At 32.8% G+C, this 16,417-nt stretch carries 12 protein-coding genes; 9 read left to right on the top strand and 3 right to left on the bottom strand.

The genetic code is table 11. The features are described 5' to 3' along the window. Nucleotides 1-3 precede the first annotated feature (3 nt). Both BC952_RS00700 and BC952_RS00705 read left to right on the top strand, forming a co-directional pair. Nucleotides 4-378 (top strand): BlaI/MecI/CopY family transcriptional regulator, encoded by a 375-nt coding sequence (locus BC952_RS00700; RefSeq protein WP_121363828.1) that lies wholly within the window; start codon nt 4-6, stop codon nt 376-378. Beyond that, on the top strand, nt 375-1,838 hold the full coding sequence (locus tag BC952_RS00705) for an energy transducer TonB (protein WP_121363829.1): 1,464 nt from the start codon (nt 375-377) through the stop codon (nt 1,836-1,838). The genes BC952_RS00700 and BC952_RS00705 overlap by 4 nt, the downstream gene beginning before the upstream one ends. Nucleotides 1,839-2,023: 185 nt before the next feature. Here the strand turns inward: BC952_RS00705 and BC952_RS00710 are convergent, their stop codons facing one another. Together BC952_RS00710 and BC952_RS00715 are read right to left on the bottom strand one after the other, a co-directional pair. Then, nucleotides 2,024-3,094 (bottom strand): type I restriction endonuclease, encoded by a 1,071-nt coding sequence (locus BC952_RS00710; protein WP_121363830.1) that lies wholly within the window; start codon nt 3,092-3,094, stop codon nt 2,024-2,026. Nucleotides 3,095-3,540: 446 nt separating this feature from the next. Continuing rightward, nucleotides 3,541-4,911: a saccharopine dehydrogenase family protein gene (locus BC952_RS00715; protein WP_121363831.1), complete on the bottom strand. Its 1,371-nt coding sequence runs from the start codon at nt 4,909-4,911 to the stop codon at nt 3,541-3,543. 183 nt (nt 4,912-5,094) lie between these two features. Here BC952_RS00715 and BC952_RS00720 point away from each other — a divergent pair, with 183 nt between their 5' ends. From BC952_RS00720 to BC952_RS00730, 3 genes are all read left to right on the top strand, one after another. After that, nucleotides 5,095-5,487, top strand: a complete 393-nt coding sequence (locus BC952_RS00720) for a DUF423 domain-containing protein (RefSeq protein ID WP_121363832.1) — start codon at nt 5,095-5,097, stop codon at nt 5,485-5,487. Between the two features lie 72 nt (nt 5,488-5,559). Beyond that, entirely contained in the window at nt 5,560-7,161 is a 1,602-nt protein-coding gene (pckA, locus tag BC952_RS00725; protein ID WP_121363833.1) for a phosphoenolpyruvate carboxykinase (ATP), read from the top strand. A gap of 183 nt (nt 7,162-7,344) precedes the next feature. Then, nucleotides 7,345-8,445, top strand: a complete 1,101-nt coding sequence (locus BC952_RS00730) for a DUF4407 domain-containing protein (RefSeq protein WP_121363834.1) — start codon at nt 7,345-7,347, stop codon at nt 8,443-8,445. 73 nt (nt 8,446-8,518) lie between these two features. On the opposite strand, the gene BC952_RS00735 is transcribed toward BC952_RS00730, so the two are convergent. After that, nucleotides 8,519-9,229: a PH domain-containing protein gene (locus BC952_RS00735; RefSeq protein WP_121363835.1), complete on the bottom strand. Its 711-nt coding sequence runs from the start codon at nt 9,227-9,229 to the stop codon at nt 8,519-8,521. 542 nt (nt 9,230-9,771) lie between these two features. Between BC952_RS00735 and BC952_RS00740 the strand changes: the two genes are divergently transcribed. The 4 genes from BC952_RS00740 (at nt 9,772) to BC952_RS00755 (ending at nt 16,413) form a co-directional block, all read left to right on the top strand. Next, nucleotides 9,772-11,127: a sigma-54-dependent transcriptional regulator gene (locus BC952_RS00740; protein WP_121363836.1), complete on the top strand. Its 1,356-nt coding sequence runs from the start codon at nt 9,772-9,774 to the stop codon at nt 11,125-11,127. Beyond that, entirely contained in the window at nt 11,124-12,266 is a 1,143-nt protein-coding gene (locus tag BC952_RS00745; protein WP_121363837.1) for an FIST signal transduction protein, read from the top strand. The genes BC952_RS00740 and BC952_RS00745 overlap by 4 nt, the downstream gene beginning before the upstream one ends. Next, the gene (locus BC952_RS00750; protein WP_121363838.1) at nt 12,253-15,837 is read left to right on the top strand and encodes a PAS domain S-box protein; all 3,585 of its coding nucleotides are present in this window, start codon (nt 12,253-12,255) and stop codon (nt 15,835-15,837) included. The genes BC952_RS00745 and BC952_RS00750 overlap by 14 nt, the downstream gene beginning before the upstream one ends. Before the next feature lie 141 nt (nt 15,838-15,978). Further along, a complete protein-coding gene (locus BC952_RS00755; protein WP_121363839.1) occupies nt 15,979-16,413 on the top strand; it encodes a response regulator in 435 nt (144 codons plus the stop codon). Nucleotides 16,414-16,417: the final 4 nt, after the last annotated feature.

The raw sequence follows: 16,417 nt of genomic DNA on the forward strand, positions 1-16,417 counted from the left end.
AACATGCAACAACTCACGAACGCCGAAGAACAAGTAATGGAACACCTTTGGAAACTCGAGAAAGCCTTTATGAAAGACTTGCTGGAAGCCTACCCAAAACCAAAACCTGCAACCACAACCATTGCTACTTTATTAAAAAGAATGATCGACAAGCAATTTGTAGCTTATAATGAATTTGGGAACTCTCGGGAATATTATCCTTTGGTCAAAAAAACCGATTATTTCTCGAAACACGTCAATGGATTGATTAGTAATTTTTTCAACAATTCGGCATCACAATTTGCTTCTTTCTTTACTACCGAAACGAATTTATCGCAAACGGAATTGGAAGATCTCAAGAAAATAATAGACAGTGAAATTCTAAAAAAGAAAAAATGAGCGACTTTCTAATCAAATCGACAATTACTTTATTCGTGCTACTGGCGGTGTATTATTTGTTTTTGGAAAAAGAAAAAATTCACGTTTTCAATAGGTTTTACTTGTTGTTCAGTCTTGTTTTCTCTATGGTGATTCCATTTATAACTATTGAAGTGATTCAGGAAATAGCACAACCTACAGTCAATCCGGGAAATATCCAGATACTTCAAGGAAGCGCAGTAATACCGGAGGAAACAAACTACCTCGCAATAGGATTATGGAGTTTGTATGCTGTAGTAACACTCGTTTTGGCGGTACGCTTTACCAGCAATATCATCAAGATTTCGTCTAAAATGAAATCGAATACACCAATTGAATACAAGAATGCCAAATTGATTTTGGTAGCAGAAAAAACCTTGCCACACACTTTCCTGAATACGATTTTCATCAACGAAACGGAGTACAACAACCGTCAAATTGAAGCTGAATTGTACACACACGAATTGACGCATGTAACCCAAAAACACACTTTGGATATTTTATTCATCGAACTATTGAAAACCGTTTTTTGGTTCAACCCCATTTTTATTTTTTACAAAAAAGCCATACAACTCAACCACGAATTTCTTGCTGACGAGAAAGTAGTGACCTCCTATAACAATGTTCCGTTCTACCAATCTTTATTACTATCGAAAGCAAACGAGAACCAAACTTTTTACTTGGCCAGTAATTTGAATTATTTAATAACTAAAAAACGATTACTTATGATGACAAAAACCACATCAAAAACAGAAGCTTTATTAAAAAAAGCAATGCTAATTCCTGTAGTAACTGCCTTATTGTTTTTATTGTGTACGAAAGTCGTTGCACAAGAAACCAATGTAAAAAAAGAAACTACTCCTGCGAAACCAGGAAATTTAATTAAAACGTATTACGACAAAACTACTTTTAAAATCAAAGATGAAAAAGGAAAGGTTGCCAGCGAAAAAAAATACAATGAACTAACTGCTGTAGAAAAGAGAGCTATACCTTCTATCCTATCCAAAGAAAAAGAATTGCCTACAAACGAGGAACTTCTGGCAACATTAAGTAAAGGAGCTCCTGAAGTAATTGAAATTGACACGTACGATTCTGAAAATCAGTTTGTCCAAAAAGGGGAAAATGAAGTCTACAATACTGCTGGAATAACCGAAAAACCAGATTTTCCGGGAGGAATGATGGAATTTTACAAATTTGTCGGCAATAATTTTAAAACTCCAGAACAACCTAACTTAAAAGGAAAAGTATACATCACCTTTATCATAGAAAAAGACGGCAGTTTAAGCGACATAAAAAACATACGAGATATTGGCTATGGAACTGGTGAAGAAGCCATCCGTGTTTTGAAAATATGCCCGAAATGGATTCCCGGTAAAATGAACGGCATTCCTGTGAGAGTAATGTATAGCTTACCAATAACTATTCAATCTGGAAAGGCTTAATTGTAAAAAAAGAAATCCGCTTCAAAAGAAGCGGATTTATCAAACTAACTTTTTATGGATTTTAAATGGTGGGGAATTCGGAACCTTTCACTTGTCGGGTTAACGAAAACTTGATGCGAAAAGATAATTATACTAAACTCCAGCTATCTCAAAATGGCTGTTAGCTGTAGCCGTTTTATGTTATGTTATTCGTAGGTTTTTATTGTCGTCAATAATTCATTTTTAAAGTCATAAATTTCGTCTAAAGAGGAAATTAGCTTTTTCTCTCCGCTATCTTTTCCGTTATGGAAAAGTTCAACGTATTTATTTGCGGAATTAAAATGTAAGCGACAAATCGGTTTTCTGTTATTATCATCTAATAAAACACCAAAATAAGATTGAGTATCTCTAAATGCAATCCTTGAAGAAGGTAAAATTTCTCTTAAAATTGCTTTTACAATTTGTGAACCTTCAATTTCTTCTTCTGTTGTGATAAATTTTGGAGTTTCTACATTTTCGTCAATCGTAGTGGTTTGTTCAGTTGCTTTTGAAGGAACCGTTTCAGATATATTTAAAGCATTTTTTAATCTAAAGTTTATAGTTTCATTTATTGAAGTAGAAAATGCTTTTTTAGTATATTCCTTAAACGCAACCAATCTTGGAGCAGTTAAAGGTTTATTGAAAAATCGATTTACTAAAAGACGAACCATTTCGTCTGAAGGTTCTTGTATTTCTTGTTCAAATTCTTTTCTAATTGCTTTTATATATTTTAATCCTTCTGCTGAATCTAAAATTTCTTCAAGATTATAACCATTTTTAGAAAAATTTTGTAAAATTTTTAAACTTGTTTCTTTCAAGTCTGATATGTCTAAAGTAAAAAATGGCTTTTCATCCATAATATTAGGCTTCTCTAAATCAGCATAAAAGTTATAAATATGACCATTTGTTAAAACACCAAAACGAGATTTTGAAACGTGATAATATCTATGAAGTTGAGAATTATGAGCATCAACATTTTCATTCCATTTTTTACATTCAATGATTAAAATAGGTTCGCCATCTTTTTTAATTACGTAATCTATTTTCTCTCCTTTTTTAGTACCAATATCACAAATATATTCAGGAATTACTTCTGTTGGATTAAAAATATCATAACCCAGTATTTGAATAAAAGGCATTACAAAAGCATTTTTAGTCGCTTCTTCTGTATTTATTTGGTCTTTTAAAGAATCAACTCGTTCATGTAGTTGTTGTAATTTTAATTTTAAATCTTCCATTGGTTTTTATATTTAATATATTTTTAATAAGCACTATTTTTCTGTTTTTACGGTACGTTTACAGCGAACTAGTATATAAGCGAAACAAACCTCTGTATACAAACCCAAACATGGGTAGATCAGCGAAGGTCTGTTTCGCTCTCCGTTTTCCAAATATATTAAAATTTTCTTACAATTTAGTAAAAAAAGGCGCGTCATTAAAATGCGTTGCGTGAGGGATGGCAGCGAAAATCCCTTATGTTTTTTAACCTGAATTTATTTCAGGTTCTAAAAAAACATAAAGATTGTAGCGAACAGCCCGACCCGAAGTTGCGAGGAGGAACGACGAAGCAATTTGTAGGGTCACGCCCATACTTCGGCTACGCTCAGCATAAATAAAGAATTTTAAAAAACAAATCCGCTTCAAGAGGAGCGGATTTATCAAACTAAAAATCTAAAAAAAACTACTAACTAAACTCTTTATCCGGATTGTATCCTAAATACGGCATGGATTGTTCCTTGAAAACAACACCGTATTCTTCTAATTCTTTCAAAATAGGCTCATAGACTTCCTTACGAATGGGCAATTGCACTCCCGGAGTCGTGATTTTGCCATTCAAGATTAATAAGGTCGCCATTGCAACGGGTAAACCCACTGTTTTTGCCATGGCTGTATAGGTTTGATCGTCACCAATGCAAACCATCTTGGAATCTATTTGTTCCTTTTTGCCATTGAATTCGTATCCAAATTTGTGATACATGACAATCATATCTTTATCATCTTGCTGAAGCGTCCAACTATCCGTCAATATTTTTTCCAGAATTTGAGCCGGCGTGGCGTTTTTCAAACCTACTTTCTTGTTTGGGTTGAACAAATCGAGTTCCAATAATTTGTCCCACATGATATCATCTTGGTCAATTTTCAGAATCAAACGGGTCTTGATTTCTACAGAATCCGTGGGATGATATGGCAGGAACGAATTCACAAATTCTCTGTAACTCATGTTCTCTGAATCCTCCATAACGTAACTGTCATCCGTCATTCCTAATTGCACAAACATATTCCATGCTTTAGAGAAACCCACTCTACGAATCGTTCCTCTGTACAACGTAAGCACATTATCTAAGCCATACACACTGCGGTATTTCAACGAATCGCGATTCGAATAGCCTTCGAATCGACCATATCCTTCCACTTGCAAAAACTCGGTTCTGCGAAACAAATTACAATACGGAATGTATTTATAAGTCCCTTCCTGAATAAACTTGGCAGCGCCACCCTGACCCGCAAGAACTACATTGCGTGGTGCCCAAGTAAATTTATAATTCCAAAGATTTGTATCGGATTCCGGAGCTACAAGTCCGCCACAAAAGGATTCAAATAAAATCATCTCACCGCCTTTTTCCTTAATCTCATCAATCACTTTCATGGCACTCATGTGGTCAATGCCTGGATCAAGTCCAATTTCATTCATGAAAATAAGATTGTTTTCCTTTGCGGCAGCGTCTAATTCCTGCATGGCATCACTCACGTAGGAAGCGGTAACTAAGTGTTTTTTATAAATAATACAATCTTTGGCCACTTGAATATGCAAATGTGCCGGCAACATCGAGATAACAATATCAGCAATTTGCACCGCTTTTTTTCTTTGATCTTCATCAAAAATATCTAAGGCAATTGCCGTTGCATTGGGGTGATTGTTTGTCTTTTTTTGAGCTAAAGCCAAAGACAAATCACCAATAACAAGATGCAAATTCTCTTTTTCAGATTTATTTAAAAGATACTGAATCAAAGATGAAGCTGATCTTCCTGCCCCAATGATTAAAATTGTTCTCATTTTTTATATATTTATAACACAAACATACAAAAATGTTGTATTTATAACAAATAGTGTTGCGAAAAATTTTATACAAGTCTTAAAACTTAATCTACAATAAATCAATAGAAGGAAAAAAGTAACCTAGAAAACATTTTCAATTTAAGCACGGATGAGATACTTTTGTGATAAAATAAAATCAACATGGACAAAAAGATACTTTCAACAGGAGCTATTTTAGGAATGATTGCAATAATTCTAGGAGCTTTTGGCGCCCATGCCCTAAAAAAAGTACTGTCTATTGAACAACTTTCCACTTTTGAAACTGGAGTACGTTATCAAATGTACCATGCACTCTTTTTATTGTTTATTGGTCTACTGAAAAATATATCTCTTAAAGCAAAAAAAACAATCTATTTTTTGGTGGTTTTTGGTATTCTTTTGTTTTCAGGTTCCATTTATTTATTAGCGACCAACGACCTTACCGCTTTTGATTTTAAAGTAATCGGATTTGTAACACCAATCGGAGGATTGCTATTAATAGTGGCTTGGGTGGTTTTATTTATAAACATAAATAATAAACAGTCACAAATTTAAGAGAATCAAAGGCTATCTAGAATTAAATTTCTATTTTTGCACTCTAGAAAAAACCCACACAACAACAATTATATGGACAATAAAACGCTTTCTACGCAATCGATTTCGTTAAAAGAACTAGGAATTGAAAATGCAACGATTAATTACCAGTTAACTCCTGATGAATTACACGAAATAACTATAAAATCAGGGCAAGGAATTGAGGTTTCAACTAAGTCATTAGCTGTTAATACAGGAGAATACACCGGGCGTTCCCCAAAAGATAGATTTATAGTAAAAGATAGTCTGACTGAAAATGAAGTTTGGTGGGGAAAAGTCAATATTCCATTTGCGCCGGAAGCTTTTGAAGCATTGTATAATAAAGTTACTGCGCATTTATCCAATAAAGAAATTTTTGTTAGGGATTCCTATGTATGCTCAGATCCAAATTACAGATTGAATGTAAGAGTAATTACTGAAACAGCTTGGGCAAACTTATTTTGCTACAATATGTTTTTGAGACCTGAAATTCAGGAATTAGCTGATTTTACTCCTGAATGGACGCTACTTTGTGTACCAAGTTTTATGGCAGATCCTGCTGTGGATGGAACACGTCAAAGCAACTTCGCCATTCTTGATTTTACCCGAAAAGTAGTATTGATAGGTGGTACCGGTTATACTGGAGAGATGAAAAAAGGAATTTTTTCTGCTTTGAACTTTATCTTACCTGTTTTCAAAAATACTTTGCCTATGCACTGTAGTGCCAATGTAGGAAAAGAAGGTGATACAGCAATTTTCTTCGGGTTATCAGGAACTGGAAAAACAACTTTGTCTGCAGATCCCAACCGTAAATTAATCGGTGATGACGAACACGGATGGACTAATGAAAATACCGTTTTCAATTTTGAAGGAGGTTGCTATGCAAAAGTGATCAATCTATCCGAAGAAAACGAACCAGATATCTTTAAAGCGATTAAAAAAGGATCTATTTTAGAAAACGTAGGGATCAAACCAGGAACAAATGAAGTTGATTTCGAAGACGTTACAATAACAGAAAACACACGAGTAAGCTACCCAATTTATCATATTGACAACATTCAACCAGGTTCAATTGGTAAAAACCCAAAAAATATTTTCTTTTTAACCGCTGATGCCTATGGAATCTTGCCTCCAATTTCCAGATTAACTCCTGGACAAGCGGCCTATTATTTCATATCAGGGTATACTGCAAAAGTAGCAGGAACTGAAGCCGGAATTACGGAACCTCAACCTAATTTTTCTACTTGTTTTGGCGCTCCATTTATGCCATTACACCCAACACGATATGCTGAAATGTTGAGTAAAAAAATGAAAGATGCTAATGTAAAAGTTTGGCTTATCAATACCGGTTGGACAGGTGGTCCTTACGGAGTAGGAAGTCGGATGAAATTGAAATACACGCGTGCTATGATTACCGCAGCATTAGAAGGTCAGCTAAACGATGTAGCATATGAGAACCACAAAGTGTTTGGAATGGCAATACCACAAACCTGTCCAAATGTTCCAAGTGAAATATTAGACCCTAGAAACACATGGGAAAACCCAGAATTATATGACCAGAAAGCAATTGAATTGGCACACAAGTTCAAAGAAAACTTTACTCAATTCGAAGAGTTTGCTAATGCTGAAATTATGACTGGAGCTCCATTAGTATAATTACAATTATAGTTCCAAATTATAAAAAGCTGTTCTACATGAACAGCTTTTTTTATGCAAAAAAAGCTAATTAAAAACATATCAACTATTTATACCAAAAATCATTTTTTTGGCGTTAAATTTGTAATCATCAATCACCCGAGCTAGAATAGTAAACTGGCGAGGCAATCAAAAAAATTAATTATGTTAAAACATTTTTTTATCCTTTGTTCCGGAGCCGACAAAGACATACTTGAAGGCTGTTCCGAAGGCGAACAAACCAAATATGTAGGTATTGGCGCCACTGTTTTTTTTACCGCAGTCATGGCTTTTCTTGCCAGTTCGTATGCACTGTTTACCGTCTTTGACAGTATGTATCCCGCAATTGCGTTTGGAATCGTTTGGAGTTTACTCATTTTTAATTTAGATCGTTTTATTGTTTCCACTATTCGAAAAAGAGACAAAATAGGAAGTGAATTCCTGCAGGCAACTCCCCGAATTATTTTGGCGGTAATTATTGCGATAGTAATTTCGAAACCATTAGAAATTAAAATCTTCGAAAAAGAAATCAATACCGTTTTGTTGAAAGAGAAAAATGCGATGGCTTTGAATAACAAAAAAGAAGTAGCGAATTATTTCAAGTCGGATTTGGATAAAAACAAAGCAGAAATCGATAAATTAAAATCAGAAATCACAAACAAAGAGAAAGAAGTAAATACGCTGTATGAAACCTACATCACAGAAGCCGAAGGAACCGCAGGAACCAAAAAATTAGGCAAAGGTCCCGTTTTTAAGGAAAAGATTGCCAAACATGATTTGGCAAAACAAGAACTGGACACCTTACAAAAAACCAACTTGGTTAAAATTGCTGCAATGGAGAAAAATACCAAAACCCTCCAAACCGATTTAGACAAGAAAGTTAGCGAAACCCAACCTATTATTGATGGATTTGACGGTTTAATGGCACGAATCAATGCCTTGGACAAATTACCGTGGCTTCCTTCATTTTTTATTATGCTACTGTTTTTAGCCATTGAAACTTCTCCTATTATTGCTAAACTCTTATCTCCAAAAGGGGAATACGATTATAAACTGGAAGATCTGGAAACAGCGTTAAAAGCAACAATCGAACAAGACAAATACCAACGTACTTTACTCGTAAAAACTAGTGCAACGATGCACGATAAAGTCTACGGAGATATTGCTGACGATAAAAAACTGTATGATTTGCAACGGAAAAACGCTACCGATTTGCTCGAATTACAATCCAATAATTTTGTAGAAAAACAAAAGAGAACGCTATGAGTAAAAGGTTGAAAGTCCTAAAATCAAAACGGAAAATATCTTTTGACTTTAGGACCTTCGACTTTAAGACTAATTACATATGACTCAAAATTTCTTTTTTGAAAGCGTCATATTCGCCTTGTAAAATCAATCCGTTGTCCAATAATTTTTTATAATTCTGTAATTTCTCAAAAAGTTCATCTTGTGATAAATCACTTAACGATTTGTCTTTTGGAGTTGCTGGAACGTTTTCGAATACTTGATTTTCAGCAATAAAATTAGGCTGTGAAACTGGCATTATTTCAGCAAAACTAATCACTTCTTCCGTTTCCATTTCTTCGATAATCTCCACTTCTTCTATTGGAGAAACTGGAATCTCATCCATCATTGTTGCGTTCAAAACCGACCCGACTTTCAATATATCCAATTGTTCTTTAGCGTATGTAAAAATCTTTCTGGCTTGAATTTTAGGAATGTAATCAATAGAAACCTCCATATTTGTTCTGGTTGTAAAAGAAAACTCTGAACCCAGAATATTTTCTTTCACAAAAGTGCCTTCAATTTCGTCCCAAGTGTAATCAATAAAATTCATTGATAGCCCCAGATTTTTAGGCTGACAAATGATAATTCTTTTATTCGTCATCACAATACTATCCGGCAAAACGGTAATCGCTGGTTTTTTTTGAACAGCAATATATCCTATTTCTTCGTTTTTCATCAATAAATCACTCAGTTTTGAAGCGATTTTCTCAATAGCCTTTGGGTCTTGTTCTTCGTTCAAAAACTTTTTAAATTGTTCTTTCATATGATAGGCAGAATTTATTTCAGTACGTGTTTGTAATTTTTATTCTAAATTTCTTTACAAAAGTAATGCCTAATTTTGAAGTACATACTGTTTAAATAAATTTTATTGAACTATTCCCTCTTTACAGTAATCTACTGTGTGAATGCTTTTAAAAACAAAAAACAAAAATCTATTTTTCATCTCATTTCAAGCTAGTCTCTGATCGTCAGATAAACAAATCTCTACCTAAGAAATTCAGCATCAAATTGTCCAAAGAGTTACAAACCAACTATGAAAACAAATAATGTAATAGCAAACCTAAACTTTAGATTAACAATACTCATTTAATATTAATTTGCCGTTGCATAATCATCTCAAATTTTGAACGGTAGAAAAAATAGTCCTTAATACAAATGTTAAAAGAACTGCGAGCAATCTAATGTTTTAAAAATTTAAGACTTACTATTTAAACACTCAAAAAAATAGTAAAATAAATTCTGTTAAACACCTCTTTTTTTTCTTAAATTAGTAAACAATTAGACCCCAAACCTAAAGCTGAACTGATGAAATTATTGAAGATATTCCTTATTGAAGATGATTCTTTTTTTGGAGAAACGTTAAAATTCCATTTAAAATTAAACCCTGATTTCGAAGTATTTCTTTTTCAAACAGGAAAAGATTGTCTTAACAATTTATATCAAAAACCTGACATTATTTGTCTGGATTTTGGACTTCCAGATATAACCGGAGATATACTTTTGAAAAAAATTCATGAAATTAATAATCAAATCCCAATTATCATTATTAGTGGTCAAGAAGAAATTGAAGTTGCAGTAGATTTCCTAAAATCAGGCGCAAGGGATTATATTATAAAAAATAGTCATACTAAAGATTTACTATGGAATTCAATACTAAAAATTAAGGAGAATCTTTCTTTGGTAAGTGAAGTAGAAGAATTAAAAGAAAAACTAGAACAAAAATTCAGCTTTGAAAAAACTATAATTGGCCAAAGCGAAGCCATAAAAACTGTTTTTAATAAAATTAATAAAGCTTTAAATACTAATATAAATGTATCTATAACTGGAGAAACAGGAACTGGAAAGGAGGTTGTAGCTAAAGCAATTCACTATAATTCCGAAAGAAAAAATAAACCATTTGTGGCGGTAAATATGGCGGCAATCCCTAAAGAACTAATTGAAAGCGAATTTTTTGGCCATGAGAAAGGTGCCTTTACAGGTGCTAATAATAGGAATATCGGAAAATTTGAGCAAGCTGACGGTGGAACAATTTTTCTTGATGAGATTGCCGAATTAGATTTAAATCTCCAAAGTAAATTATTAAGGGTTTTACAAGAACGTGAAGTGGTACGCCTTGGGGGGTCAGCCAGAATAAAATTCAATGCCCGTTTAATAATTGCAACCCACAAAGACTTGTCTGCAGAAGTGAAAAAAGGAACTTTCAGAGAAGATTTATACTATAGGATTATGGGATTACCGATCGAACTTCCTCCTTTAAGAGATCGTGAAAATGATATTTTATTGTTGAGTAAACATTTCATTGATTCCTTTGTAAAAGAAAATAAAATGAAACCGCTAAGCTTGTCAAATGAAGCAAAAACTAAGTTAATTAAATATCCTTTTCCCGGCAATATACGAGAATTAAAATCTGTGATAGATCTAGCTTGTGTGATGTGTGACGGAAGCGAGATTTTACCGGATGATTTCACCTTTAATAGTATTAACCAAACTGATTTATTTTTGTCCGAAGAAAAAACCTTAAAACAATATACTTCAGAAATTATACTTCACCATTTAAAGAAAAACAATAACGATGTATTGAAAACTGCTTTTAAACTCGACATCGGAAAATCGACTATTTATAATTTAATTCAATCATTAGAACCAAGAAATAGTTTATGAAAGTAGCTTCTTTATTATATCAAGACATGGCTTTTTCGAAAGAAAAAAACGAAGAAAATTTAGATTCGAACAAAGCACAATTAGTTCTGGCCTTTGGTTCTAGAGAATTAATTACGGATCCGGAATCCTATATAGCAATAAAAAATAAATTCCCAATTGCACAAATTGCCCTAAGCACCTCAGCCGGAGAAATTTATGATACAGAGGTTGTAGATCATACTATTTCCATAGTTGCAATAGAATTTGCCTCAACAACTATTACAACATCTCAAGTAAATATTGCTGATTTCAAAAATAGTTTTGACGCGGGACAACTACTGGTTAAGAGCCTCCCAACAAAAAATTTGAAACTAATTTTTGTGCTCTGTGATGGCGGAAAAGTTAATGGTAGTGAACTTGTTAAAGGAATGAATAGTGTAAAAAAAGACGGAGTTTTGATTACCGGCGGATTAGCCGGTGATGGAATGAAATTTGAAAAAGCATATGTTGGACTGAATAAAGTTCCTAAATCGGGCGAAATTATTGCTATCGGATTTTATGGCGAAAAACTTATTTTAAGCCATGGTTCTATTGGGGGTTGGGAGAGTTTTGGCCTAGAAAGAATTGTAACAAAGTCTAAAGACAATGTACTTTATACAATTGACAATAAAAACGCACTAGATTTATATAAAAATTATTTGGGAAAATATGCTGCAGACCTTCCAGGATCCGCGTTGTCTTTTCCATTATCGCTAAAACTTTCTGATAATGAATCTATTGTTGTAAGAACCATCCTTTCTATTGATGAGACTAATCAATCTATGACTTTTGCAGGCGATATTCCCCAAGGAAGCAAGGTACGCTTTATGAAAGCTAATTTTGATCGATTAATTGATGCAGCAAGTGATGTGGCAAATTCTTGCCTTGAAATGACAAGTGCTAACCAAAAATTAGCAATTTTAATCAGTTGTGTAGGTAGAAAAATTGTCTTAAGTGATAGAATAGAAGAAGAAGTTGAAGCAGTTGCTGACGTTTTTGGCAAGGACATGATGCTGACCGGTTTTTATTCTTATGGTGAAATTTCACCTTTACGCCCAATGGCAAACTGTGAGCTGCACAATCAAACCATGACAATAACTTGTATCAATGAAATCATATAATATGAGCCTTCACAAATTACTCAAAAGACAAATCAATAAATACTTACCCTCAGATTATAACGATAATCCAGTGTTGAAGGAATTTATAAACGCAATAAATCATTCCTACGTATCGTATGAAAGAGACAAGGAATTGATGGATCATGCATTTAAGGAAAGTGAAATTGAATACCATCAAGTTAATGACAGTTTAAAAACCGAAGTAGAATTAAAAAAACAATCTATTGCAAATTTATATGATAGCTTGGAAGTTTTAGAAGATGGATTCAATACCATAAAAAATGTGGATGAAATAGATGATTTATTATTCATTTCAAAGTATTTAAACCAGCAAATTGAAAAACGCAAAGAAATCGAAATAAAGCTAAAAAGGCAATCTGAAATGAAACAGATTCTTATGAATTTAGCTTCAAAATATATAAATATACCATCTGATAAAATAAATGCAACTATCAATGATTCTCTTCAAGAGATTGCTCAGTTTGTAAAAGCTGACCGTGCATACATTTTTAAATATAACTTCCCGTCTGAAAACTGTTCAAATACTTATGAATGGTGCAATGAAGGAATTGAACCTCAAATTCATGAATTACAAAACATCCCTTTAGAGTACATGGAAGCTTGGGTTGAGGCCAATAAAAAAGGGGAATCAATCCATATTCCTAAAGTCTCAAAATTAGAAGAAGGAACGTTAAAAGAAATTTTAGAGTCACAAGACATCAAAAGTCTATTGGTCATTCCTTTAATGAGTAAAAAAGAGTGTCTGGGCTTTGTTGGCTTTGATTCTGTCAAAGACCATTATCATTATACTGAAAAAGAAAGAGAATTATTAGATTTTTTTTCCCAAATGATCATTAATGTAGAAGAAAAAACGAAAATTGAAAATGATCTAGTACGTACAATAGAATTGTTAAAAACTTTACTAGCCAATCTTCAGTCAGGGGTTTTGGTAGAAGATGAAAATCGAAAAATTCTGTTTACCAATCAACTTTTTTGCAACATGTTTTCTATACCTATGCCCCCTGAAACAATGATTGGTGTTGATTGTACAAACTCTGCCGAACACTCAAAATATTTATTTAAAAACCCGGAATTATTTAGTCCAAGGATAGAAGAAATCCTTAACGATAGAGTCTTGACTACAAATGAACTTCTAGAGACTGTTGCACACACTGTTTTGGAACGGGAATACATTCCAATCTTTATAGATAATGAGTACAAAGGCCATCTTTGGAAATATACAGATGTTACTGAACGCATAACAACTCAAAACTTACTTGAACAAAGTGAGGAACGAAACCGCCTGATTATGAATTCAGCCCTTAATGCCATAATCACTATAGATAATAAAGGGATGATTACATTCTGGAACAATCAAGCTGAAATCATTTTTGGCTGGAAACGGGAAGAAGTTTTAGGCCATCTTTTATCAAATATTATTATCCCAGATCAGTATAAAGATCGGCACGAAAAAGGGATGAAACACTATTTAAAAACTAATGAAGGACCAGCCTTAAACAAGCAACTAGAACTTCCTGGATTACATAAAAATGGACATGAATTCCCTGTAGAAATTTCTATTATTCCCGTAAAACAAAATGGGGAAATGTTTTTTTGCTCCTTCATTCAAGATATTTCTGAAAGAAAAACTGCAGAAAACAACCTAAAATATCAAGAAGAAAAATATCGAAATATTATTGCCAATATGAATCTTGGTCTAATAGAAGTCGACACGAATGAAATTATTAAATTTGCGAATCAAAGTTTTGCAGAAATATCAGGCTATGAAATAAATGAATTAATCGGTAAAAATCCTTCGGAAATATTTGTTTTTGGCGAAAATTTTGAAATAATGAAAGCTAAAAATAATAAAAGACTACAAGGTATTTCAGATATTTATCAAATCCCTATAAAAAATAAACGTGGGGAACTAAAATGGTGGGCCATAAGCGGTGCGCCAAACTTTGATGACAAAGGAAAATTTGTAGGCTCGATAGGAATTCATTTAGATATTACGGAACAAAAACAGCTTGAAATCGATCTGGAAAAAGAAAAAGAAAACGCACAGGAAGCATCAAAAGCCAAAGAAGCTTTTCTGTCTAATATGAGCCATGAGATAAGAACCCCCCTAAATGCAATTATAGGATTTTTGAGAGAACTTGAAAAACAAGATTTAACGAACCTACAAAAAAAATATATTGACAATAGTACTGTAGCATCCAAACATTTACTAGCTATTATTAACAACGTTTTAGATATTTCAAAAATTGAAGCCGGCGAAATGTCATTTGAGTCTGAAGATTTTATTTTGGAAAACTCCATAAAAAATGTAACAATTGTCCTGCAACCATTACTAGACCAAAAAGGATTAGAACTTACGACTGTAATAGCACCTGAAATAGAGAATGTATTAAAAGGAGACACGCTTCGTTTGCAACAAATTTTATTTAATCTCATTGGTAATGCCATAAAATTTACTCAAAAAGGTACTATTTCAATAAATTGCGATGTAATAAGTAACAATACCATTTCCCAGGAACTACGAATTTCAGTATCAGATACTGGTATTGGAATGGAAAAAAACTTTATAGAGAATATCTTTAATAAATTTTCTCAAGAGGATAAGGGAATTACCCGAAAATATGGCGGAACAGGCTTAGGTCTTTCCATTACTCGAGAACTTATCAAATTAATGGATGGAAGAATTGAGATTGAAAGCGAAAAAAATAAAGGAACAACCATCTGTTTTTATCTTAGTTTTCAAAAAGGAAGTACAGATAATATTGCCATTCTAAATATTGAGAAAACAATCACTAGGATAGACAATATTTCAATTCTTCTTGTTGAGGATAACTACTTGAATCGAATGGTGGCTCAAAATTCCTTACAATATTTCAACTGTAAAGTCACTGAAGCAGAAAACGGCTTAGAGGCTTTAGAGATACTTAAAAATCAAAATTTTGATGTAATCCTTATGGATATCCAGATGCCAGAAATGGGAGGTATTGAAGCTACCGAAATCATAAGAAAAAAACTAAAAATTATTACTCCCATAATTGCACTTACTGCAAATGCTTTTAAAACAGAAATTGACAAATGTAAGAAAGTCGGTATGGATGACTATGTAACTAAACCCTTTGATGAAGATGTTCTGATTGAAACTATAGCAAAACACACTATAAATAAGAAGCCATTAAATCTAACACCAATACAAAAGGATACCACTGATAAACTCTATAATCTCGATTCCTTATATAATTTAGGAAGAGGTGATACTGAATTTATAGATAAGATGATTTTCATATTTGTGGAACAGACTACAGAAACTATCGAAAAAATAACAAATGCAATATACCAGCCTGATTACATTGAAGTAAGCCGATTAATCCACAAGATAAAACCTAGTGTAGAAAGCATGGGAATAACCAGTATTCTAAGTGAATTAAAACAAATTGAAAAGATAGCTAAGACAACAAATGACAAAGAACAAATTACTGCTCTTTTCAATATTATAAAAAAAGTTTTAGAAGAAGCAGTACTTCAAATAAAGAAAAATGAATTTAAAAATTAATTCTATTCCCGATAGCCTTACTAAGAATTAATTCCAAAATATGGAAATAAAAAATATTTAATAAAATTCAAACTACTGATTTTCAACGTTTTGCTTTTTTGGCTTGAATTTGGCAATTCTGTTTTCAATTAAAAAAACAAAATGGAAAATCAAAATCAATTTAAATTATTTATCGTAGATGACGATGTCTTTTGTGCTACCCTGTATCAAAAATCTTTAAGAAACATGGGACATAATGATATTACTTATTTTAGTAATGGAACTGATTGCTTAAATAATATCAACCTCAATCCTGACATTATTTTCTTAGATCATAATATGGAAGACATAACAGGATTTGAGGTTTTAAAGAAAATAAAACGCTACAATCCAAATATTTATGTAGTTATGGTCTCTGGCCAAGAAAATATTACCACTGCTATTGATGCCCTTAAATATGGTGCCTTTGATTACATCATTAAGGACAGTGATGTCAGTACTAAAATGACCCTGATTATTAATAAAATTATTCGGGTAAAAGAGGAGTTAAAAAAATCAAACCCCACTATAATACAACGATTCCTTTCCTTTTTCTAAAAAT

It is taken from the genome of Flavobacterium limicola (assembly GCF_003634755.1).
Taxonomy (GTDB): domain Bacteria; phylum Bacteroidota; class Bacteroidia; order Flavobacteriales; family Flavobacteriaceae; genus Flavobacterium; species Flavobacterium limicola.

Coding starts and splice junctions, on each gene's coding strand:
- BC952_RS00700 (WP_121363828.1), top strand. CDS start 4: ATGCAACAACTCACGAACGCCGAAGAACAAGTAATGGAACACCTTTGG.
- BC952_RS00705 (WP_121363829.1), top strand. CDS start 375: ATGAGCGACTTTCTAATCAAATCGACAATTACTTTATTCGTGCTACTG.
- BC952_RS00710 (WP_121363830.1), bottom strand. CDS start 3,094: ATGGAAGATTTAAAATTAAAATTACAACAACTACATGAACGAGTTGAT.
- BC952_RS00715 (WP_121363831.1), bottom strand. CDS start 4,911: ATGAGAACAATTTTAATCATTGGGGCAGGAAGATCAGCTTCATCTTTG.
- BC952_RS00720 (WP_121363832.1), top strand. CDS start 5,095: ATGGACAAAAAGATACTTTCAACAGGAGCTATTTTAGGAATGATTGCA.
- pckA (WP_121363833.1), top strand. CDS start 5,560: ATGGACAATAAAACGCTTTCTACGCAATCGATTTCGTTAAAAGAACTA.
- BC952_RS00730 (WP_121363834.1), top strand. CDS start 7,345: ATGTTAAAACATTTTTTTATCCTTTGTTCCGGAGCCGACAAAGACATA.
- BC952_RS00735 (WP_121363835.1), bottom strand. CDS start 9,229: ATGAAAGAACAATTTAAAAAGTTTTTGAACGAAGAACAAGACCCAAAG.
- BC952_RS00740 (WP_121363836.1), top strand. CDS start 9,772: ATGAAATTATTGAAGATATTCCTTATTGAAGATGATTCTTTTTTTGGA.
- BC952_RS00745 (WP_121363837.1), top strand. CDS start 11,124: ATGAAAGTAGCTTCTTTATTATATCAAGACATGGCTTTTTCGAAAGAA.
- BC952_RS00750 (WP_121363838.1), top strand. CDS start 12,253: ATGAAATCATATAATATGAGCCTTCACAAATTACTCAAAAGACAAATC.
- BC952_RS00755 (WP_121363839.1), top strand. CDS start 15,979: ATGGAAAATCAAAATCAATTTAAATTATTTATCGTAGATGACGATGTC.